This is a genomic window from Variovorax robiniae, from assembly GCF_037889955.1.
Lineage (GTDB): Bacteria > Pseudomonadota > Gammaproteobacteria > Burkholderiales > Burkholderiaceae_C > Variovorax > Variovorax robiniae.
The window spans coordinates 17595-38625 of sequence record NZ_JBBKZS010000006.1 but is presented as its reverse complement, the minus strand read 5'-3'; the positions used below and the strand labels follow the sequence as shown (position 1 = coordinate 38625).

General features: G+C 66.1%; 22 protein-coding genes. 11 read left to right on the top strand and 11 right to left on the bottom strand.

All coding sequences use genetic code 11. The features are described from left to right. Positions 1 to 30: 30 nt before the first annotated feature. The 5 genes from WKW79_RS15665 to WKW79_RS15645 form a co-directional block, all read right to left on the bottom strand. Complete coding sequence (locus WKW79_RS15665; protein WP_340336099.1) at positions 31 to 1548, bottom strand: tripartite tricarboxylate transporter permease; 1518 nt, start codon at positions 1546 to 1548, stop codon at positions 31 to 33. A 16-nt stretch (positions 1549 to 1564) separates the two neighbouring features. Continuing rightward, entirely contained in the window at positions 1565 to 2053 is a 489-nt protein-coding gene (locus tag WKW79_RS15660; protein ID WP_340336098.1) for a tripartite tricarboxylate transporter TctB family protein, read from the bottom strand. Positions 2054 to 2159: 106 nt separating this feature from the next. Further along, positions 2160 to 3962, bottom strand: coding sequence for a type IV pilus assembly ATPase TfpB (tfpB, locus tag WKW79_RS15655; protein ID WP_340336097.1), 1803 nt, complete (start codon positions 3960 to 3962; stop codon positions 2160 to 2162). After that, positions 3959 to 4714 carry a class I SAM-dependent methyltransferase gene (locus tag WKW79_RS15650; RefSeq protein ID WP_340336096.1) on the bottom strand — a complete coding sequence of 252 codons (756 nt, stop codon included), beginning with the start codon at positions 4712 to 4714 and terminating at the stop codon, positions 3959 to 3961. Before WKW79_RS15650 ends, tfpB begins: the two co-directional genes overlap by 4 nt. Beyond that, on the bottom strand, positions 4711 to 5259 hold the full coding sequence (locus WKW79_RS15645) for a DNA-deoxyinosine glycosylase (RefSeq protein WP_340336095.1): 549 nt from the start codon (positions 5257 to 5259) through the stop codon (positions 4711 to 4713). Before WKW79_RS15645 ends, WKW79_RS15650 begins: the two co-directional genes overlap by 4 nt. Before the next feature lie 48 nt (positions 5260 to 5307). On the opposite strand from WKW79_RS15645, the gene WKW79_RS15640 reads away from it, so the two are divergent. After that, entirely contained in the window at positions 5308 to 6144 is an 837-nt protein-coding gene (locus tag WKW79_RS15640) for a mechanosensitive ion channel family protein (protein ID WP_340336413.1), read from the top strand. Positions 6145 to 6193: 49 nt separating this feature from the next. On the opposite strand, the gene WKW79_RS15635 is transcribed toward WKW79_RS15640, so the two are convergent. Next, positions 6194 to 6787, bottom strand: a complete 594-nt coding sequence (locus WKW79_RS15635; protein WP_340336094.1) for a hypothetical protein — start codon at positions 6785 to 6787, stop codon at positions 6194 to 6196. A gap of 132 nt (positions 6788 to 6919) precedes the next feature. Further along, on the bottom strand, positions 6920 to 7783 hold the full coding sequence (locus tag WKW79_RS15630) for a TatD family hydrolase (RefSeq protein ID WP_340336093.1): 864 nt from the start codon (positions 7781 to 7783) through the stop codon (positions 6920 to 6922). Between the two features lie 88 nt (positions 7784 to 7871). On the opposite strand from WKW79_RS15630, the gene WKW79_RS15625 reads away from it, so the two are divergent. The 5 genes from WKW79_RS15625 to WKW79_RS15605 are packed head-to-tail and all read left to right on the top strand — an operon-like array spanning position 7872 to position 12673. Beyond that, positions 7872 to 8855: a S1C family serine protease gene (locus tag WKW79_RS15625; protein ID WP_340336092.1), complete on the top strand. Its 984-nt coding sequence runs from the start codon at positions 7872 to 7874 to the stop codon at positions 8853 to 8855. Positions 8856 to 8870: 15 nt separating this feature from the next. Further along, the gene (locus WKW79_RS15620; protein WP_340336091.1) at positions 8871 to 9872 is read left to right on the top strand and encodes an AAA family ATPase; all 1002 of its coding nucleotides are present in this window, start codon (positions 8871 to 8873) and stop codon (positions 9870 to 9872) included. Between the two features lie 13 nt (positions 9873 to 9885). Further along, a complete protein-coding gene (locus tag WKW79_RS15615) occupies positions 9886 to 10866 on the top strand; it encodes a DUF58 domain-containing protein (RefSeq protein WP_340336090.1) in 981 nt (326 codons plus the stop codon). Then, positions 10863 to 11906: a VWA domain-containing protein gene (locus tag WKW79_RS15610; protein ID WP_340336089.1), complete on the top strand. Its 1044-nt coding sequence runs from the start codon at positions 10863 to 10865 to the stop codon at positions 11904 to 11906. The genes WKW79_RS15615 and WKW79_RS15610 overlap by 4 nt, the downstream gene beginning before the upstream one ends. A gap of 8 nt (positions 11907 to 11914) precedes the next feature. Then, positions 11915 to 12673: an SDR family NAD(P)-dependent oxidoreductase gene (locus WKW79_RS15605; protein ID WP_340336088.1), complete on the top strand. Its 759-nt coding sequence runs from the start codon at positions 11915 to 11917 to the stop codon at positions 12671 to 12673. 18 nt (positions 12674 to 12691) lie between these two features. Here WKW79_RS15605 and WKW79_RS15600 read toward each other — a convergent pair whose 3' ends face one another. The 4 genes from WKW79_RS15600 to WKW79_RS15585 form a co-directional block, all read right to left on the bottom strand. After that, on the bottom strand, positions 12692 to 13654 hold the full coding sequence (locus WKW79_RS15600; RefSeq protein ID WP_340336087.1) for a Bug family tripartite tricarboxylate transporter substrate binding protein: 963 nt from the start codon (positions 13652 to 13654) through the stop codon (positions 12692 to 12694). A gap of 173 nt (positions 13655 to 13827) precedes the next feature. Then, positions 13828 to 14811 carry an NAD(P)-dependent oxidoreductase gene (locus WKW79_RS15595; RefSeq protein WP_340336086.1) on the bottom strand — a complete coding sequence of 328 codons (984 nt, stop codon included), beginning with the start codon at positions 14809 to 14811 and terminating at the stop codon, positions 13828 to 13830. Positions 14812 to 14830: 19 nt separating this feature from the next. Continuing rightward, positions 14831 to 15586, bottom strand: a complete 756-nt coding sequence (locus WKW79_RS15590; protein WP_340336085.1) for an SDR family NAD(P)-dependent oxidoreductase — start codon at positions 15584 to 15586, stop codon at positions 14831 to 14833. Beyond that, a complete protein-coding gene (locus tag WKW79_RS15585) occupies positions 15579 to 16367 on the bottom strand; it encodes an HpcH/HpaI aldolase family protein (protein ID WP_340336084.1) in 789 nt (262 codons plus the stop codon). The genes WKW79_RS15590 and WKW79_RS15585 overlap by 8 nt, the downstream gene beginning before the upstream one ends. 172 nt (positions 16368 to 16539) lie before the next feature. On the opposite strand from WKW79_RS15585, the gene WKW79_RS15580 reads away from it, so the two are divergent. From WKW79_RS15580 to WKW79_RS15560, 5 genes are all read left to right on the top strand, one after another. Beyond that, positions 16540 to 17541: a TRAP transporter substrate-binding protein gene (locus WKW79_RS15580; protein WP_340336083.1), complete on the top strand. Its 1002-nt coding sequence runs from the start codon at positions 16540 to 16542 to the stop codon at positions 17539 to 17541. Between the two features lie 64 nt (positions 17542 to 17605). After that, a complete protein-coding gene (locus WKW79_RS15575) occupies positions 17606 to 18085 on the top strand; it encodes a TRAP transporter small permease (protein ID WP_340336082.1) in 480 nt (159 codons plus the stop codon). Further along, positions 18082 to 19401: a TRAP transporter large permease gene (locus WKW79_RS15570; RefSeq protein WP_340336081.1), complete on the top strand. Its 1320-nt coding sequence runs from the start codon at positions 18082 to 18084 to the stop codon at positions 19399 to 19401. The genes WKW79_RS15575 and WKW79_RS15570 overlap by 4 nt, the downstream gene beginning before the upstream one ends. After that, positions 19398 to 20285 (top strand): TauD/TfdA dioxygenase family protein, encoded by an 888-nt coding sequence (locus tag WKW79_RS15565; protein ID WP_340336080.1) that lies wholly within the window; start codon positions 19398 to 19400, stop codon positions 20283 to 20285. Before WKW79_RS15570 ends, WKW79_RS15565 begins: the two co-directional genes overlap by 4 nt. Before the next feature lie 45 nt (positions 20286 to 20330). Further along, entirely contained in the window at positions 20331 to 21026 is a 696-nt protein-coding gene (locus WKW79_RS15560; RefSeq protein ID WP_340336079.1) for a hypothetical protein, read from the top strand. Positions 21027 to 21031 lie beyond the last annotated feature (5 nt).

The window sequence follows — 21031 nt, the reverse complement described above, 5'->3', positions numbered from 1 at the left end:
CAAGAGCGCCGCAGGCGCTTCGGGGATGGGTTACTCCTCTTCTTCGTGGAACGCTTCCTCGCGCTTGGCCTTGATCGAAGGCATCAGCACGATGATCAGCAGCAGCGCGGCGCAAGCCAGCAACACGGCAGAGATCGGGCGCAGCACGAACACGCTCCAGTCGCCACGCGACAGCAGCAGCGCACGGCGCAGGTTCTCTTCCATCATCGGTCCGAGGATGAAGCCCAGCAGCAACGGTGCCGGCTCGCAACCCAGCTTGTAGAACATGTAGCCGATGAAGCCGAAGCCGCCCACCATCCAGATGTCGAAGGTGTTGTTGTTGGTCGAATACACGCCAATGGCGCAGAACAGAACGATCGCCGGGAACAGGTACTTGTAGGGCACCGACAGCAGCTTGATCCACATGCCGATCAGCGGCAGGTTCAGGATCACCAGCATCGTGTTGCCGATCCACATCGAGGCGATCAGGCCCCAGAACAGTTCGGGGTTGCTGGTCATCACCTGCGGGCCCGGCTGGATGTTGTGGATGGTCATGGCACCGACCATCAGCGCCATCACGGCGTTCGGCGGAATGCCCAGCGTCAGCAGCGGGATGAAGGAGGTTTGCGCACCGGCGTTGTTGGCCGCTTCCGGCGCCGCGACGCCGCGGATGTTGCCCTTGCCGAAGGGCACTTCGCCCGGTTGCAGCTTGGTCTTCTTCTCGATCGTGTAGGCCGCGAAAGCCGCCAGCAGCGCGCCGCCGCCGGGCAGGATGCCCAGTGCCGCGCCGAGCGACGTGCCGCGCAGCACCGCGGGCAGCATGCGCTTGAAGTCCTCGCCGGTGGGCATCAGGCCCGACACCTTGGCGGTGAACACTTCGCGTTCGTGCTCCGGACGCGAGAGGTTGGCAATGATTTCACCGTAGCCGAACACACCCATGGCGATGGCGACGAAGCCGATGCCGTCGGTCAGTTCCGGGATGTCGAAGCTGAAGCGGGCCACGCCCGAGTTCACGTCGGTGCCGACCAGGCCCATGCACAGGCCCAGCACGATCATCGCGATGGCCTTGAGCAGCGAGCCCGAAGCCAGCACCACGGCGCCGATCAGGCCCAGGATCATCAGCGAGAAGTATTCGGCGGGGCCGAACTTGAAGGCCAGTTCCGTCAGCGGCGGTGCGAACGCGGCCAGGATCAAGGTGCCGACGCAACCGGCGAAGAACGACCCCAGGCCGGCGGCGGCGAGCGCAGGTCCTGCCCGCCCCTTTCGCGCCATCTGGTAGCCGTCGATCACGGTCACCACCGAAGAAGATTCCCCTGGCAGGTTCACCAGGATGGCGGTGGTCGAGCCGCCGTATTGCGCGCCGTAGTAGATGCCGGCCAGCATGATCAGCGCCGACACGGGTGGCAGCGCATAGGTGGCGGGCAGCAGCATAGCGATGGTCGCGACTGGACCGATGCCGGGGAGCACGCCGATGAGGGTGCCCAGGATACAACCGACCAGGCAATACAGCAGGTTGGTGAAGGTGAATGCGACGCCGAAGCCCAGCGACAGATTGGTAATCAAATCCATGGTCTGCTTTCTTCTCTCAACCCGTGATGAAGGTCGGCCAGACCTGGATCTGGAGCTTGAGGGCCCAGATGAATGCGATGTAGCTGCCGATGGCCAGCACGGTGGCGAGGATCAGCACCTTCTTCAGGTTGAACTCATGGCCGGCCAGGCTGGCGATGAGGACCAGCGCATAGATCGCGATGATCAGCCCCATGGCCGGGATGCCGATGCTCGGCAAGCCGCCGAGCAACACGCCGAACGCGAGGTTGGCGCCGATGATGTAGATGATCTGCTTCCAGGCCCACGAGCCGATGGGATCGCCGCCTTCGGTCTCCGCCGTCATGCTGGTGAACATGATGACAAGGCCGATCAAGGCCATGACGATGCCCAGCATCAACGGAAAGTAGCCCGGTCCCATGCGCGCGCCGTTGCCGACGTTGTAGGTACTGGCCCCCCATGCGAATGCCACCCCCATGACGGCAAACATCAGCCCAGAAAAGAAGTCTTTCTGACTCTTGATTTTCACGAACAGTCTCCTCGAATGAATCGAGTGGACATTGTCGAGTCAGCCTCCCGTCAGTTCGATGTGGATTTCACTAACCGAGGGGCTAGGGATTACCCCGAGCGTGCACTCACTCCAGGGGCGGCGTGGCTGCCAGCACTTCCTCGATGGTGGTCACGCCCTCGGCGACGCGCAGCGCACCGGCCAGTCGCAAGGGACGCATGCCGTCGGCCACGGCCTGGCGGCGCAGGCCTTGGAGGTTGGGCTCCTTGTTGACCAGCCCCTTGAAGGTCTCGCTGATGGTGAGCAGTTCGTACAGGCCCATGCGCCCCATGTAGCCGGTCATGCGGCAGTCGACGCAGCCGACCGCCTTGCAGGCGCGCACCGAGCCGCTGATCTGCCAGGGCGTGACGAATTCGGCGAGCTTCTCGCGCGTCATCGACTCGTCGGGCTTCTTGCAATGCGGGCACAAGGTACGCACCAGGCGCTGGGCCAGCACCCCGAGCATCACGGCGTTGATGAGATAGGACGGCACGCCCAGCTCCATGAGCCGCGTGATGGCGCTGGGCGCATCGTTGGTGTGCAGCGTGCTGAACACCAGGTGGCCGGTGAGCGCGGCCTGCACCGCCATGTCGGCGGTGGCCAGGTCGCGGATCTCGCCGACCATGATGATGTCCGGGTCCTGCCGCATCAGGGCGCGCAAGCCCTCGGTGAAACCGAAGTCGAGTTGCGGCTGCGCCTGCGTCTGGTTGAAGGAGGGCTCGATCATCTCGATCGGGTCCTCGATGGTGCTGACGTTGACCTCCTCGGTCGCGACCCGCTTGAGCGTCGAGTAGAGCGTGGTGGTCTTGCCGGAGCCGGTCGGGCCGGTCACGAGGATGATGCCGTGCGGCCGCGTGACGAGTTGCTGCCAGCGCTGCGCATCGTGCTGCGCGAAGCCGAGTGCGTCGAGATCCTTCACCGCGGTGTCGGGGTCGAAGATCCGCATCACCATCTTCTCGCCGAAGGCGGTCGGCAAGGTCGACAGGCGCATTTCGACTTCGTCGCCGCGCATGTTGCGGGTCTTGATGCGGCCGTCGAGCGGGCGGCGTTTCTCGACCACGTCCATGCGGCCGAGCAGCTTGATGCGCGCGACCATCGCATTCATCACGCCCATCGGCATCTGGTAGGCCGGATGCAGCACGCCGTCGATGCGGAAGCGGATCACGCCCTGCTCGCGGCGCGGCTCCAGGTGGATGTCGCTCGCGCGCTGGTCGAAGGCGTATTGCCAGAGCCAATCGACCACCTGCACCACGCTCTGGTCGTTGGCGTCGAGTTGCTTGTTGCTCTTGCCGAGCTCGACCAGTTGCTCGAAGCTGGCGCTGGCACTCGCGCCGCCGCTGCCGGCCTTCTGCGCGGCCCGCACCGACTTGGCCAGCGCGAAGAACTCGGCCCGATAGCGCAGGATGTCGGCCGGGTTGGCGACCACGCGGCGCACCGTGCGGCGGGCCTGGCGCTCGACTTCGGGCACCCAGTCGGTGATGAAGGGCTCGGCCGTGGCGACCACCAGTTCGGTTGGCGAGACCTGCACCGGCAGCACCTTGTGGCGCTCGGCATAGGCGGCGCTCATGGTGTCGGCCACCTTGCCCACGTCGACCTTGAGCGGGTCGATGCGCAGGTAGGCCAGGCCGGCGCGACCGGCCAGCCATTGGGTCAGCATTTCCAGGTCCAGCGGCTTGCCGTCCTGCTCGCGCGTCATCGCGACATTGGCCAGCCGCACCATGGGCGCCTGCTTGCTCTCGGCCTGGGCGCAGCGCGCGATGGTGCGCTTGGCTTCGTCGCGCGAGATGACGCCGTCCACCGCCAGCCATTCGATGAGCTGGCGCAGTTCGAGCGGGCCTTCGTAGGCGGGACGTGCGGGATTGGAAGGATGCAACGGCGTAACTGCGCTCATGGATTCAATGCCTTGAACACCCGCAGCCATTTGGTGGCGGGCAAGCGCCAGCGAGTCTGGATGGTTTGGGCGCGCTCGGCAAGCACCGGACGCTTCGGATGTTGCGGCGTGCGATGCGCGAGCACCACGGTGTTGCCTTCGCGCGTCGGCTTGAAGGCCCAGACGGCGTCGGCGCCGAAGACATTGACGATCTGCTCCAGGCTGCGCGCGTAGCTGGACGAGCGGCCGAACAGGTTGACCGTCATCGCGCCGTCCTCGGTGAGCAAGGCGCGGCAATCGGCGTAGAAGTCCTCGCTGTCCAGCACGGGTGCGGCGGCTTCATGGTCGTACAGGTCGACCTGCAGCGCGTCGACGGTGCCGAGCCACTGCGGCTTGCGGATTTCAACGCCGGCATCGGCGATGACGACGCGCAGCTTCGCATCGTCGGCCGGCAGCTTGAACCAGCCACGGCAGGCCGCGACCACCTGCGGGTTGAGTTCGATCGCCGTGGTGCGCATGCGCAGGGTCTTGCGGCTGAACTTGGTGAGCGTGGCGGCGCCGAGGCCGAGCTGCATCGCATGGCGGTTGACCACGCTCGATGACTCGACGAACAGCAGCCAGGCCATCATGCGCTGCACGTACTCCAACTCGATCTCGTAGGGCGCATCGAGCTTCATCGAGCCCTGCACCCATTCGGTGCCCAGGTGCAGGTAGCGGATGTCGCCCCAGTCGGAGAAATTGACTTCGGGCAGGTCGATGGCTTTGGGTTTCATGAACGATCTTTGGCGATGCCGTGGCGCACGAACACTTCGCGCCAGGCATCGAGTTTGCGCTGGAAGCTCCAGCTCGCGTTGGCCGGGCTGGTGGAGGGCAGCTTGTAGACGGGCACGCCGAGTTGCGATGTGTGGCGGGAATGGCGAAAGCTCTCGCCGCCGTTGTGGGCGATGGCGGCGAGCCGGGGCAGTTCAAGGCCGGCGATGTCGTTGACGACAGCGTCGCGGATCGCGGTGTCGAGGCTGCCTTCGCGGCGGCAGGCGCCGTAGACGTCCCACAGGCCCAGGCCGCGGTCGAGCAGCCAGGCGCCGCGCTTCGCATAGCCATCGGCGCCGTCATCAGGCAAGGGATCCTTGGGCCAGACGGCCTGCAGGATTTTCCAGAAGTGGTTTTGCGGGTGCGCATAGTACTGCTGACGCGCTATTGACCGCGCCCCGGGAAAGCTCCCTAAGATGAGGATGGCGGTGTTGGTCGAGACCAGCGGCGCCAGCCCCGTGAGCATGGCACCGGCCTCGTCGTCGCGTCCTGCTGCCAGCTTGTTCATGACGTCTGCCGGCCCGCCGAGTTCGGCGCCCTCGAGGAGTAGGACATGATGAATACGGAAGCGATCTGGTTGTTCCTGACGACGCAAGGCGTGGATTTTGGCCTGAAAGTCATCGGGGCCATCGTTGCCTGGGGGATCGGGCGCTGGCTGATCCAGCTTGCGCAGAAGCTGCTGGGCAAGGCGCTGGATCGCGGCAAGCGCATGGATGCCACGCTGAGCAACTACATCGTCTCGATCGTCGGCGTGCTGCTGAACATCCTGCTGATCCTGTCGATCCTGGACATGTTCGGCATCAAGACCACGTCCTTTGCCGTGCTTCTTGCGGGCGCGGGCCTTGCCATCGGTACGGCCTGGGGCGGCCTGCTCACGCACTTTGCGGCGGGAGTGTTCCTGCAGGTGCTGCGGCCCTATGGCGTGGGCGACTACGTGACCATCGGCGGGGTCAATGGCACGGTCAGCGAGTTGGGCCTGTTCGGCACCACCATCATCACGCCCGACAACACGATCGTCGTCGTCGGCAACAACAAGGTGCTGTCCGACAACATCCAGAACTTCAGCCGCCTCAAGTTCCGGCGCGTCGACGTGACGGCCAAGGTGGCCAACGGCGTGGACGTGCACCAGGCCATTGACCTGTTGAAGGCGGCGGTCGCCAAGGTGCCCAATATCTCCCCGGACCAGCCGCCGGATGTGGAGATCCTGCAGTTCACGCCGGAGGGTCCGCTGCTGGCCGTGCGGCCCTATACCCATACCGACAACTATTGGCAGGTCTACTTCGACACCCACCGTGCCATCGTGCAGACCTTTGGCGCGGCCGGCTATCCGACGCCGGAAACGCCGATCGTGCGGCGCAGCATCGTGCCGCCGGCGGTGCCGCAGCCCCAATAGAAAAGGCCCGCATGGCGGGCCTTGTTCATTCGTTGCGCAGAGTCGAGGCTCAAGGCTTTTGAGCCGGAAGCTCCGAACCGATCTTGTCGCCGACCTTGCGCGTGGCATCGGCAGCCGCCGTACCGGCATTGCTCACCGCCTTGCCGGTGGCATCCAGGGCATTGCCCGTGGCATCCACCGCCTTGCTGGTGCCCGACTTGGTCGCATCCACCGCCTTGCTCGTGCCCGACTTCGTGGCATCCCAGCCCTTGGCGGTCGTGCTCTTGGTCGCGTCCCAGCCCTTGGCCGTCGTCGACTTGGTCTTGTTCCAGGCCTTCTTGGTACCGGACTTGGTCGAGTTGTAGGCCTTCTTGGTTCCGCTCTTGGTGGCGTCGTAGGCCTTGACCGTGCCCTCCTTGGTCGCGTCGTAGGCCTTCACGGTGCCCTTCTTGGTCGCGTCGTAGGCCTTGACGCTGCCTTCCTTGGTGGCGTCCACGGCCTTTTCGGTGCCGCTCTTCGTGGCGTCCCAGGCCTTCTTGCTGGCGTCCTCGACCTTTTCGGTGGTGCTCGGCGTGGCCGCCGTCTGCGCGCCGGCCGGTACGCACACCGATGCAACGGCCAGGACGAGTGCCGCGGGCAACAGGCGGATGTTGAGCATGTTCATTTCAGTAACTCCTTCAATGTTGGATCTCAGCGGACGTGACGGTTGCCACCTCGCAGCAACGATCCCCGAGAACCCGAGGATGACACCAAACACCGGCCTTGTAACCCGTCTGTCGCAAATCGGGCACTTGGCCTACCCGGGCGCCGGCGCGAAGCCTGACGAGCACGTCAGGATTTGCAGACGAGGCAGTGCGTCCAGCGCGTTTCGGGTGGTGGCGAGCGCCAGCGCATCCGTCTCGATGCCCCGCAGCGCGGCCAGTTCGGCGGCGATCCTCGGCACTTCGGCAGGCTCGTTGCGGCCCTGCGGATGGCCCTCCGCGCGCTCCGCCTGCGTCCGGTAGAGCCAATGCGGCGGAATGTCGGGCGCATCCGTCTCCAGCACGATGGACTCCAGAGGCAAGGTAGCGGCCAGCCGGCGCAACTGCAGCGCCCGCTCGAAGGTCAGCGCCCCGCCGAAGCCGAGCTTCAGCCCCAGCGCGATGCAGGCGCGCGCCTGCTGTTCGCTGCCGTTGAAGGCATGCGCGATGCCGTGCCAGCGCGCCCCAGGGCCGCCGGCCAGCCTCAGATGCTTCAGCACCTGGTCGACGGAGCGGCGCACATGGATGAGCACCGGCAAGTCGTGCCGCCGCGCCAACTGCAACTGGGTGTGAAAGAAATGCGCCTGTTTTTCGGCGTCGAGCCCCTCCACAAAGAAGTCGAGGCCGATTTCCCCAACCGCCACCAGGCGCGGATCGTCATGGCGCGCCTGCAATTCGCCGGCCAGTGTCTCGAGATCAGCCTCGCTCGCCTGTCCGGTGCACAGCGGATGGATGCCCAGCGCGTAGGCGTCGCCCTGGCGTTGCGCCAGTTCGCGCACTGTGTCGAAATTGAAGGACGCCACGGCCGGAATGACACACAGGCCCACCCCCGCGCGCGCGGCTCGGGCGCGAACGGCCGGCATCTCGGTGCCGAACTCGGGCGCGTCGAGGTGGCAGTGGGTGTCGATGTAGGCGGCCATCGCACCATGATGCCCGAAGGGATGCACGGCGGCACAAAGCGTGCTACCGTGAAACCTTCCACGCATCATCTTTGCCGGAGGTGTATCAATGCGCAGGCCCGCCCTCTACAGCAGTTCGCCACGCGCTGCGCCCGAATCCGCAGGCGAGCCAGCCGCTGCCGATGCGCCCGGCGCCGACGCGGCGGCGGTGGCCGCTGCCCCCCCGCCCAAGGCCCGCTGGAAGCCCGGCGCATGGAGTTTCGCGGTGCTGGTGCTGCTGAGCGCCTGCCTGGTCAGCGGGTCTTATTGGTACGGCGGTCGCCATACCCCTCAGAAGCTGACGCAGAAGGACATCGATTCGGCCGTCCTGCGCACGCTGCAGACCAACACCCTGCCCTCCCCGGCCGCCAAGGCGGCCGAAATCATCCGTCCCTCCGTGGTACGCGTGGTCGGCTACGGCCCTGAAAAGGCGACGCCCGAGGCCAAGACCGAGAAGCGCGGCCGCAACCTGGCCAAGGGCAAGCCGCCGGAGGCGCCCGACCCGCCCGGCGAAGTCGAGCGCGGCGTCGGCACCGGCGTGGTGATCGTCGACAAGGGCCTGATCCTGACCAACCTGCACGTGGTCGCCGGCTCGGAAAAGATCAAGGTCACCTTCTACGACGGGCTCGAGGCCGACGCCGCCGTGGTCAGCGTGCAACCGGAGAACGACCTGGCGGTGCTGCAGGCCAAGAAGATCCCGGACGACCTGATTCCCGCCACCATGCGTTCCACCGACGACCTGCAATCGGGCGACCAGGTGGTGGCAGTGGGCTTTCCATTCGGCATCGGGCCGTCCGTTTCCGCGGGCGTCGTGTCCGGCCTGAAGCGCGCGTTCCGCTCGCCGGAGGGCAAGCAGGAATTGAGCAACCTGATCCAGTTCGACGCCGCGGCCAATCCCGGCAATTCGGGCGGGCCGCTGGTCAATATGGACGGCGAGGTGCTCGGCATCGTCACCGCCATCCTGAACCCGACGCAGGCGCGCACATTCATCGGCATCGGTTTTGCGGTGCCCATCGAGAACGCGGCGTCGGCCGTCGGCACTTCACCCTTCTGAAAGGCGAGCAACAGCATGAGCACCGAGAGCAATACCGCCGAGTTGATGGAACAGATCCTCTACCAGGTCAAGCGCGTGGTCGTGGGGCAGGACCGCTTCCTGGAGCGCGTGATGGTCGGGATGCTCGCGGGCGGGCACTTGCTGGTGGAGGGCGTGCCGGGCCTGGCCAAGACGCTCACCGTGAAGACGCTGGCCGACACGGTGCAGGGCCAGTTCAAGCGCATCCAGTTCACGCCCGACCTGGTGCCGGCCGACCTCGTGGGCACGCGCATCTACAACCAGAAGACCGGCGACTTCAGCACCTCGCTGGGGCCGGTGTTCACCAACCTGCTGCTGGCCGATGAAATCAACCGCGCACCGGCCAAGGTGCAGAGCGCGCTGCTCGAAGTGATGCAGGAGCGCCAGGTGACCATCGCCGGCGAGACCCACAAGGTGCCGAGCCCCTTCCTCGTGATGGCGACGCAGAACCCGATCGAGACCGAAGGCACCTATCCGCTGCCCGAGGCGCAGGTCGATCGTTTCATGATGAAGGTGCTGGTCGACTACCCGAGCGACGAGGAGGAATTCGTGATCGTGGAGCGCGTGATCGGACCGCCGGTGACGGCTCAGCCGGTGGCCACCACCGAGCAGTTGGCGATGTTGCAGGCCGAGGCGCGCCGCGTGTATGTGGACCCGTCGCTGATCACCTACGCGGTGAAGCTGGTGTCGGCCACGCGCACGCCGGAGAAGCACGGGTTGAAGGACATCCGCCGCTACATCACCTTCGGCGCCAGCCCGCGTGCCAGCATCAATCTGACAGAAGGCGCACGCGCATTGGCGCTGCTGCGTGGACGCAGCTATGCGCTGCCAGAGGACATGACCGCGCTGGTGCCCGACGTGCTGCGCCATCGCGTGACGCTGTCCTACGAAGGTCTGTCGGAAGGCATGACGCCGGACAGCCTGGTCGACAAGATCATGCGGGCCGTACCCGCCCCACCGAAGCCGCTCGAACACGAGCAGCAGCAACAAGCAGCCTGAGATCGGACCCGCCATGAAAAGCTGGTGGCGCAAAAGTCCCCCGACTGACCAAGCGGCCAATGACGCGCCGCCGGCGATGGGGGCGGAGCGCGCGCTGCGCCGGCTCGAATGGACCGTGATTCGCCGCCTGGACGGACTGCTGCAAGGCGACTACCGCACGCTGATGCGTGGCACCGGCCTCGACCTGGCCGACCTGCGCGAATACCAGCACCATGACGACGTGCGCCACATCGACTGGAACGTCACGGCGCGCCTTCAGGTGCCGCATGTGCGCGTATTCACCGAAGACCGCGAGATGGCCGCGTGGTTCATCCTCGACCTGAGCCGCTCGGTCGATTTCGGTTCGGGCGAGAAGGCCAAGCGCGAGATGTCGGCCGGCTTCGTCGGCGTGCTGGCGCGCTTGTTGACGCGGCACGGGAATCGCGTCGGCGCGCTGGTCTACGGCAACGACCTCGAAGCCGTGATCCCGCCGCGCAGCGGGCGGCGCCATGTGCTGCACCTGCTGCATTCGATGGAGCGGCGCGCGGCCGAATTGCGCAATGACAAGGGCATGACGCGGCTGGCGAAGATGCTGAGTTCGGCCGCGACATTGATGCCGCGTCGGTCCACGGTCTTCGTGGTGTCCGACTTCCTCAGCGAACCCGGCTGGGAGAAGCCCTTGGGCCATCTCGCGCAGCGGCACGAGGTGCTGGCGGTGCGGCTGTACGACCCGCTGGAACTCAACCTGCCCGACCTCGGCCTGGTGCCCTTGACCGATGCCGAGACCGGCGAGCAGTTGTGGGTGGACACGCATGATGCGGGCTTTCGCAAGCGCTTCGCCCGCATCGCGGCCGAACGTGAGGCTGTCCTGCGCGCTGCGCTGGCCAAGGCCGGCGTCGATGCGCTGGAGTTGTCGACCTCGGATGACCTGGTCGAATCGATCGTGCGCTTTGCAGACATGCGCAAGCGCCGCGTGCGCAATGGCGCGGGTAACGTGAAGGTGGTGGCAGCATGACTTTCCTTTGGCCACAGTTCCTCTGGTTGCTGGCCGCAGTGCCGGTGTTGGTGTTGCTCTATGTGTGGCTGATGCGGCGCAAGAAAAAGCTTGCGATCCGCTATGCGAGCCTGTCGATCGTGCGCGAGGCGATGGGCGCGGGGCAGAGCATCAAGCGCCATGTGCCGCCCTTCCTGTTTCTGCTGGCGATGGTGGCGCTGCTGATCGCGGCGGCTCGCCCGCTGGCGGTGGTGATGCTGCCGACCAACCAGCAGACCATCATCCTGGCGATGGACGTGTCGGGCAGCATGCGCGCGACCGACGTGCTCCCGAACCGGCTCGTGGCGGCGCAGGAGGCGGCCAAGGGCTTCATCAAGGATCTGCCGCGCAACGTGAAGGTGGGCATCGTGGCCTTTGCCGGCAGCGCGCAGGTGGCGCAGCTGCCGACCGTGAATCGCGAAGACCTGGTGACCGCCATCGATGCCTTCCAGTTGCAACGCGCCACCGCCACGGGCAATGCGATCGTGGTGTCGCTGGCCACGTTGTTCCCGGACGCGGGCATCGACGTGTCGCAGTTCGGCCCGCAGAGCAAGCAGCGCGGCAACTCGATCGACCAGGCCGGCAAGGAAGGCGGCCCCAAGCCCTTCACGCCGGTGGCGCCGGGCTCCTACACCTCGGCCGCGATCATCATGCTGACCGACGGCCAGCGCACCACTGGCGTCGATCCGCTCGATGCCGCCAAGGCCGCGGCCGAACGCGGCGTGCGCGTGTACACGGTGGGCGTGGGCACCGTGGACGGCGAGACGATCGGCTTCGAAGGATGGTCGATGCGCGTGCGCCTTGACGAAGAGACGCTGAAGGCCGTGGCCAACAAGACGTCTGCGGACTACTTCTATGCCGGCACGGCGGCGGACCTGAAGAAGGTGTACGACACGCTGAGCACGCGGCTGACGGTGGAGAAGAAGGAGACGGAAGTCTCTGCCCTGTTCGCGATGGCGGCGGCTGCGCTGGCGCTGCTGTCGGCGGGGTTGTCGCTGTTCTGGTTCAACCGGATTCTCTGACTCGCCGGATGTTCGATCTGGCAGGCAAGGTCGCGCTCGTCACGGGCGGCAACGGGGGCATCGGGCTCGGCATGGCGAAGGGGCTGGCGCAGGCCGGGGCGCGCGTGGTGATCGCGGCGCGAAATGCGCAGAAATCGGCGGCGGCGGTCGAGGCGTTGAAGGCGCTGGGCAGCGATGCCTTCGCGGTGGCCGCGGACGTGAAGGACGAGGCTTCGGTGACGGCGCTGATGGCCGAGGTGGTCCAGCGCTGCGGTCGGCTCGACATCCTGGTCAACAACGCGGGCACCAACATCCGCAAGCCGGTGGAGCGACTTGAACTGGCCGAGTGGAACCAGGTGATGGACACCAACCTCACCAGCGCCTTCCTCTGCAGCCGCGCGGCCTATCCGCATTTCAAGGCCGCGGGCGGCGGCAAGATCATCAACATCGGTTCGATGATGTCGATCTTCGGCGCGTCCTTCGCGCCGGCGTATGCGGCGAGCAAGGGCGGCATCGTGCAGCTGACCAAATCGATGGCTGCCTCGTGGGCGGTCGATGGGATCCAGGTGAACGCGGTGCTGCCGGGGTGGATCGAGACCGAGTTGACCGAGGGTGCGCGGGCGCAGGTGGCCGGGCTTTACGAGCGCGTGGTGGCGCGCACGCCGGTCGGCAAGTGGGGGCAGCCGGAACATCTCGCGGGCATCGCGGTGTTCCTGGCGAGTGCGGCTTCGGACTTCATCACCGGTACGGCGATACCGGTGGATGGCGGGTATTCGATCGCGGGCTGAACCGCGAACAAAAGTGGCCTATTCGATCGTCGCGCCGGACGCCTTGACGATGTCGCGCCACGCCAGGTAGTCAGTCTTCAGCAGCGTGCCGAACTGTTCGGTCGTCATGCTTTCCGGCTCCGCACCCTGGGCAATGATGGCGGCCTTCATCTCGGGCGAGGCCAGCAGCTTGTTGACCTCCGTGTTGACGGTGGCCACGATGTCCTTGGGCGTGCCGGCCGGCATGAAGAGGCCGTACCAGGTGCTGACGTCGAAGCCCTTGTAGCCCGATTCGGCGACGGTCGGCACCTCGGGCAGGGAGCTGCTGCGCTTGGCGGAGGTCACGGCCAATGCACGCAGCTTGCCGGACTTGATCTGGGCCATTGCCGAGGGCAGCGAGGACACCATCAGGTCCACGTTCCCGGCCAGCACGTCCATCATGGCCGGGTTCGAGCCCTTGTACGGCACGTGGCGCAGCTTGACGTCGGCGGCGCGGCCGAAGATCTCGCCCGCGAGGTGGATGGTGGTGCCGTTGCCGGGCGAGCCGTAGGTGATGCTGTCGGGCGCGGCGCGTGCGGCCGTGACCACGTCCTTGAGCGTCTTGAACTTCGATTCGTTGCGGGTCACGATGACCACCGGCGTGTAGGCCACGTGCGCCACGGCGACGAGGTCTTTCGTCGGGTCGTAGCTGAGGCCCTTGTAGAGCCAGGGCGCGACGACCATGTTGTCCTTCTGCCCCATCACCATCTCGTAGCCGGTGTGCGGCGCGCGCGCAGCCTCCGCGATGCCGATGGTGCCGCCCGCGCCGGCGCGGTTGTCGGGCACCACGGTCCACTTGGCCACCTCGGTGAGCTTTGTGGCGACCAGGCGCGACAGGATGTCGGTGCCCCCACCCGGCGGGAACGGAACGATCAGGTGGATGGGCTTGGACGGAAAGGGCTGGGCCTGCGCGGCGGTGAAGGCGAGCGCGAGGGCGAGGGCGCCGAACAACTTGCGGATCATGGGTGTCTCTTCGTGGATGAGGCCGGGTCGCGGTGGGTGATGGGACCGTCGCGAGGGGCAAGGCCCGGGGCCGGCCGTGGAAAGCGGCCGATTATCCGCGGCGGCATCGGGCCGCGACGCCGTGATTGGCGAGGAGGCTCATCGGGAATGGAGAACGGGGCGGTGCGAGGGGCCTATGGGTTGACCACATAGGGCGGCGTCCGCCCGCCGGCCACGTCCAGCACGGCCCTGAAGGCACTCTCCGCCAGGCGCCGCATGCACTCGTCGGTGAAGCAGATGCCGTGCGGCGTGGCGATGACGTTGTCGAACTGCAGCAGCGGATTCGAAACCGGCGTCGGTTCCTCCTCGAACACATCGAGGCCGGCACCGGCCAGCCGGCCATTCGCCAGCGCATCATGGAGCGCGCGCTCGTCGACGATGGGTCCGCGCGCGGTGTTGATGAGGAAGGCGGTCGGCTTCATCAGTCCGAGCAGGCGGGCGCTGACCAGCCCGCGGGTCGCATCGCTGAGTGGACAGTTCACGGCGAGGAAGTCGGATTCGCGAAAGAGCGTCTCCATGTCGACCAGACGCACGCCCAACGATGCAGCCAGGGCCGGATCGGCGAACGGGTCGTGGGCGATCCCGTTCATCTCCAGCGGCCGAGCCAGCCGGAACAGCTCGGCGCCGATGTTGCCCAGGCCGATCGAGCCCAGGGTGCGCCCGGTGAGGCCGGTGCCGATGTGGTCCAGCTTCTCGCTCCAGCGTCCGGTGCGGGTGAGGCGGTCCTTGATGAGCACCTTCTGGGCGAGCATCAGCACGAAGGTCAGCGCCGAGGTGGCGACCGGGCGGCGCACGCCGTCCGGGGCGATGGTCAGCAGGACACCGGCGGCCGTGCATGCGGGCACATCGATGGTGTCGTAGCCGACGCCGAAGCGCGCGATCAACTTCAGGCGGCGGTCCGGCCCTGAAAGGCTTTCGGCCCTGACCCGGGTCAGCATTGCGCAGATCGCGTCGTAGCGCGCCGCCTGGGCGGGCGTGACGACGCCGCCCTCCTCCTTCGCCATGTATTCCCACGTGATGCCGTCCGCGTCCAGCAGGCCGAGCACCTCGCGGCCGAAGATCGGCTCGCCGTTGGAGCCGAGGACATCAGGGGTGATACCGACCCGGAATTCACTCATGGGGAAGTTCTCCCGTTGTTCACATCGCGGCGGTGAAGCCGCCATCCACCGGCATCACCAGACCGGTGACGTACGAAGCCTCGTCCGAGGCCAGGAACACCGCCGCCGGGCCGATCTCCTGCAAGCGGCCCCAGCGCCCGGCCGGGGTTCGCTTGCAGACCCAGTCGTTGAACTTTTCGTCGGCCAGCAGGGGCGTGTTCATCTCGGTGGCGAAGAAGCCCGGCGCGATGCAGTTGACGGTGATCTGGTCGGGCGCCAGTTCCACGGCAAGTTGCCGGGTCAACGCATGCACTGCGCCCTTGCTGGCGACGTAGGCCGAGATCGTGGGACGCGCATTGAGGGCGCTGATCGAGCCGGTCATGATGATGCGGCCGGCGCGCCGCGGCGCCATCGCCTTGGCCGCGGCCTTGCACAGCACCCAGACGGATGTGAGGTTGGTGCCCATCACGCGCTCGAAGTCGTCGCGCTCGAAGCTGCCGATCGGAGAACGGTGGTTGATGCCGGCGTTCGCGACCAGGATGTCGAGTTGCCCGTGGCGCGCGACGATGTCGGCCACGCAGGCTTCGGCGGCGTCCGAGTCGTTGACGTCGAACGCGGCCGCCTCGCCGAAGAGCCCTTTCGCTTGCAGCTCTGAAGTCCGCTCTGCGAGGGCAGCACCGTCGCGAGCGTTCAGCACGACGTGGGCTCCGGCGCTTGCCAGCGATTGCGCCATCGCCCAGCCGAGCCCGCGCGAGGCGCCGGTGACGAGTGCGATCTTGCTTGTCAGATCAAACATGGCGATCTCCTGGGCGGCCGTTGATCTGCTCGACGAGGCCGGCAAAAGCCTGCTGCAACAAGCCGCTGTCGGTGCCCGCGGCAAGCATCGTGAAGCCCATGTCGCGCGCCCGGTCGATCCAGGCCGGGTCGGTCGCCATGAAGCCGGCCGCCTTGCCATGCCGTCGCGCGACCTCGGCCACCCTGCGCATCGCGGCGTCGAAGCGCGGGTCCTGGAACTGCCCCGGGATGCCCATGAAATTCGAGAGGTCGAAGTGGCCGACCCAGAGCACGTCGATGCCGTCGACTGCCGCGATCGCCTCGACATCCTCGAGCCCGCGCTCCGTCTCGATCTGCGCGATGACCGTCGTGCGCTCGTTGGCCTGCGCGATCTTCTGCCCGACATCGCCGCCGAGGTAGTCGCACTGCGCGAAGCCGAATGCCGCCCCGCGCCGGCCGACCGGCGGATAGCGGCACGCCTCGACGATGGACCGCGCCTGTTCGGCCGACTCGACCATCGGGATCATCACGCCGCGCGCACCCAGGTCGAGCGCCCGCGCGAGCCATGTGTACTCCCCTCTCGGCACGCGCACCATCGGCTCGATCGGCAGGCCACGGCACGACGCAAAGAGCCACTTCAGCGTCTCGTAGCCCAGGCCGGTGTGCTCCATGTCATAGAGCACGAACTTGCAACCCGCATTGGCCAGGATGCTCGACATGCCCGGCGAGAAGAACTCGAACACCATCGCACCGGCGACGGTCTTGCCGGCAAGGACGTCCTTCTTGATCGCGTTCGGTGTCATCGGTTGTTCTTTGGTTGCGCCGCGACGGAGAGGCAGCGAGCTTGCGGGCCACCGTCGTTTCAAGACACAGGAGAAACACTCGGTTGACACTTTCACGCTTAAACGAAAAGATGTACACGACCCAGTTCATCGACCCGCAGAGGTCGACGCGGAGGCCATCCAGGAGACAACCATGTACTTGCAGGTTTCGACTCGTGCGCTTCGGCGCGGGCTGATGGTTCTGGCACTGGCGCTGCCGGCCCTCGCGTTCGGGCAGGCGCCGATCACGCTGCACGGCGCGGTGCAGTTCAACGACGACCACGCCTTCAACAAGTCGCTGCTCAAGTTCGAGGAACTGGTCAAGAAGTACTACGGCAAGCCGGTCAACTTCGTGCTCCATCGCAACAGCGAGCTGGGCCTGGAGAAGGACTACTTCGCCTACATGAACCAGGGCATCTCGGTCGACTACGCCATCGTGTCGCCGGCCCACATGTCGACCTTTGCCAAGGCCGCGCCGCTGCTGGACATGCCCTTCCTGTTCCGTGACCTCGCCCACTGGAACAAGGTGCTCGACTCCGACGCCTTCCAGCCGATCGTCGACGAGGTGAACAAGAAGGCCGACGTGCTGATCATCGGCTACGCCGGCGGCGGCACGCGCAACATCTTCTCGAAGTATCCGGTGCGCAACATGGCCGAGCTGAACGGCCTGACGATGCGCGTGATGGGCGCGCCGATCCAGACCAAGATCTTCGAATCGGTGACGGCCAAGCCCAGCGTCATCGCCTACAACGAGATCTACAACGCCATCCAGTCGGGCGTGATCCAGGGGGCCGAGAACGAGGCCGCAGGCATCGAGCAGATGAAGTTCTACGAGGTGGCGCCTTCCCTCTCGCTGACCCAGCATGCGATCACGGTGCGGCCCATCGCCTTCTCGGGCAAGACGCTCAAGAAGCTGCCGCCGGACCTCCAGGCCGCCGTGGTCAAGGCCGGCAAGGAAGCCGGCAAGTTCGGCCGCGACCTCGAATCCGGCGAGGACGCCGGGAAGATCGCCGCGCTGGAGAAGGCCGGGCGGCTCAAGACCTACCCCTTCACCGAACGGCCCAAGCTGCTGCAACTGGCCGAGCCGGTGAAGCAGGCCTATGCCAAGGAAGTCGACGCGGTGGCCATCCTCAACCGGGTCGACGCCATCAAGTAATCCACCCTACCCAAAGCCCCGGCGCCATGCGCTGGGGTTTTTTCATGCCCGTCAGGAGCCCACGTTGAGCAAATTGATCGATGCCTGGTACAAGTTGCTGAACGTGCTGATCGTCCTCACCGTGGTGATCCTGATCATCCCGGTGATGCTGCAGATCCTGTCGCGCTTCACCGGAATCATCCCGCGCTACATCTGGACGGAAGAGATGGCGCGCTTCTTCTTCATCTGGATGGTGATGCTGGGCGCGATGGTGGCGGCGCGTGAAGGGACGCACTTCGACGTCGACGTGTGGCCGGAGCTCAAGCCGCGCGCCAACGCGATCCTGCGGCTGGTGTCGTCGGTGTTCATGCTGGTGACGGCCATCGTGTTTCTCTGGTGGGGTGTGCAGTTCACCTCCTTCGGCTGGTACCAGACCTCCGAGATCGCCGACCTGCCGATGTGGCTCATCTTCATCGCTTGGCCGCTGCTGGGCGCGACCTGGCTGCTCTTCATCTGGCAGGGCTGGGTGCGGGACGTGCGCGTGCTCAAGGAGGACCAGGCATGATGTCCGCCGCCCTCACGCCGGGGATGGCGGCCATCGTGCTGTTCGGCAGCTTCTTCCTGCTGCTGGTGCTACGCGTGCCGGTCGCGGTGTCGCTTGCACTGGCCTGCCTGCCGGTGCTGCTGTTCGAAGACCGGCTGTCGCCGATGGTGCTCTTCAACGAGATGTTCAAGGCCTACAACTCGTTCATCCTGCTGGCGGTCCCGTTCTTCCTGCTCACGGCCAACCTGATGAACGTCGGCGGCATCACCGACCGGCTGGTGACGCTGTCGCGAACGATGGTCGGCAACCTGCCCGGTTCGCTGGCGCAGATCAACGTGCTGTTGTCGGTGTTCTTCGCGGGCATCTCGGGCTCCTCGACCGCCGACGCGGCGAGCCAGGGCAAGATCTTCATCGAGGCGCAGGTCAAGGAAGGCTACGACCTCAGCTTCTCGATCGCCATCACTGCCGTGTCGGCCGTGCTGGCGGTGATCATTCCGCCGTCGATCCTGATGGTGGTGTGGGGTGGGGTGCTGTCGGTGTCGATCGGCGCGCTTTACCTGGCCGGTGTGATTCCGGGGCTGTTGATCGGCTTGGCCCAGATGCTCACCGTGCATGCGTACGCGAAGATCCGCAAGTACCCGACCTACCGGCGGGCGACGCTGCGCGAGTTCATTGCCGCTGCTGCGATTTCGGTGCCGGCGCTGATGACGCCTTTCATCATCGTCGGCGGCATCCTGCTCGGGTGGTTCACACCGACCGAGTCGGCCGCGGTCGCGGTGGTCTACGCCGCTGTGCTGTCGCTGCTGTTCTACCGCGAAATCAGTTCGCAGCAACTCTGGAACGCGCTGCTCGACACCGGCAAGCTTGCGGGTGTCGCGCTGTTCTGCGTGGGCACCGCGTCGGTGTTCGGCTGGCTGCTGGCCTACTACCAGATCCCGAGGGCGTTGCTGCAGGGCGTGCAGGCGTGGGGGCTCGGCATCGTGGGAGTCGGCTTCTTCGTCGCCTTCGTGTTCCTCGTGGTCGGCTGCTTCCTGGATGCCATTCCGGCGATCATCATCGTCGGCACCACGCTGCAGCCGTTGACCGAGGCGGTGCACATGCACCCGGTGTCCTTCGCGATCATCGGCATCGTCGCCCTCGCCTTCGGGCTGGTCACGCCGCCGTACGGCATGTGCCTGATGATTTCGTGTGCGATCGCCAAGGTCCGGCTGCGCTACGCGCTGAAAGATACGATGATCATGCTGGTGCCGATGCTGCTGGTGCTGGCGATGCTGATCATCTGGCCCGACATCGCGCTCATCCTGCCCAAGATCGTTTCGCCTGAGTTCCTCAAATGATTCGCTTCTCACCCCTGCCTGGTTTCGGTGTGGAGGCCGAGGGTGTCGACTTGGCCGCGCTATCCGATGAGGCCTTCGCGGAACTGGAGCGCGCGTTCTACGAACACCATGTGCTGGCCGTGCGTTCGCAGTCATTGAGCGCCGCGCAGTTCGTGGCCTTCGCGCGCCGCCTCGGCCCGCCGCAGCCGCACGTCATCGATCAGTTCCATCACGCTGAAGATGCCAACATCCTGATCCTCTCGAACGTCAAGGTCGATGGCCAGCCGACCGGGTTGCAGGATGCGGGCAGCTATTTCCACACCGACTACTCCTACCTGCAGGTGCCAGCGCGCGCGACCACGCTGTATTCACGCGTGGTGCCGAAGGTGGGCGGCAACACGTTGTTCGCCGATCAGCAGGCCGCCTATGAGGATTTGCCGGAAGCGATGAAGCAGCGCATCGAGCCGCTGCGGGCGATTCACCACTACGGCAACCGCAACGACCTCGACGAAAGCAGCCGAACCGCGGCCTCCGTGCTCAACGCCGAGCAGAAGGCAAAGATGCCGGTCATCACGCACCGGATTGCGCGGCCGCATCCGGTCACTGGCAAGAAGGCGCTCTATGCCGTTTCAGGCAGCTCGTTCGGCATCGTGGGTATGCCGGATGACGAGGCGCGCGACCTGCTGGACGAACTGGCGGCCCATTCGACGCAACCGCGCTACCAGCTGAGCTTTCGCTACGGGCCGGGCGACGTGGTGGTGTGGGACAACGCGGCGCTGCTGCACTCGGCGACGCTGATCGACCCGGAGGATGCGCGCACGCTGTGGCGGGTGACGGTGCTGGAGCCGGCGGCGGATGCGGTCGCGCCGGAGGTGCTGGCGCGGTCGTTTGTCGGGCCGGGCTGAAGTCGGTCGCGCGGGGACGCGAGCGGCCCTGGCCTTTCGAGAGAAATGACCTTGGGATCGGCCGCAGCGGCCGCTACGATGCCGGCGATCCACTCCCAGGTCTCACCGATGACGCTATCGCCAGGCGAACAGCCGCGCACACAATCGATCAGCTTTCTCCGCATGGCGCTTGCCACCCTCGCGGGCCTGGTCATCGTCGCGCTTTTGCTGTCCCAGAAGGGCAAGCTCGAAGAGTACCGCCTCTACTTCACGCAGGACCGCAAGCCCGCTACGTTTGCCTTCACTGATCTCTCGGAAGACTGGACGGAGAAGACGCTTCAGGAAAAGTTCACCGGCTTCCCCATCAATTGCAGCGCCTATCGCGGGCCACTGCCTGTTCAGCGGGCTTGCGGCGTGGATGTCGCCTCCCACAACGGGGTGCCGGCCCTGTTCGTCTCGTTCTTCTTTTCCGGCGGGCGCCTCCACCAGGCGATCGTCAACGTGCCCTGGTGGTCTCGGGGCGCGGCGCAGGACAGCCTGGTGGCCACGCTGGGCCAGCCAGCGGCTTCCCAGATCTTTCCCCACGCGGGCGTTCGCCTTCACGGATGGAAGCTCCCGGGCGGCGCAGCCGTCTTCCTCAACCGGGACCGTCCGTTGAATCCACTGGAGTGGAACGGGATCTACTGGAGCAGTCCGTCGGCCTGTGCCGCGGCCGGTTGCATTCGGACCAAGGCGCTGCCCGCAGGCGCGGCCTCCACGTAGCACCG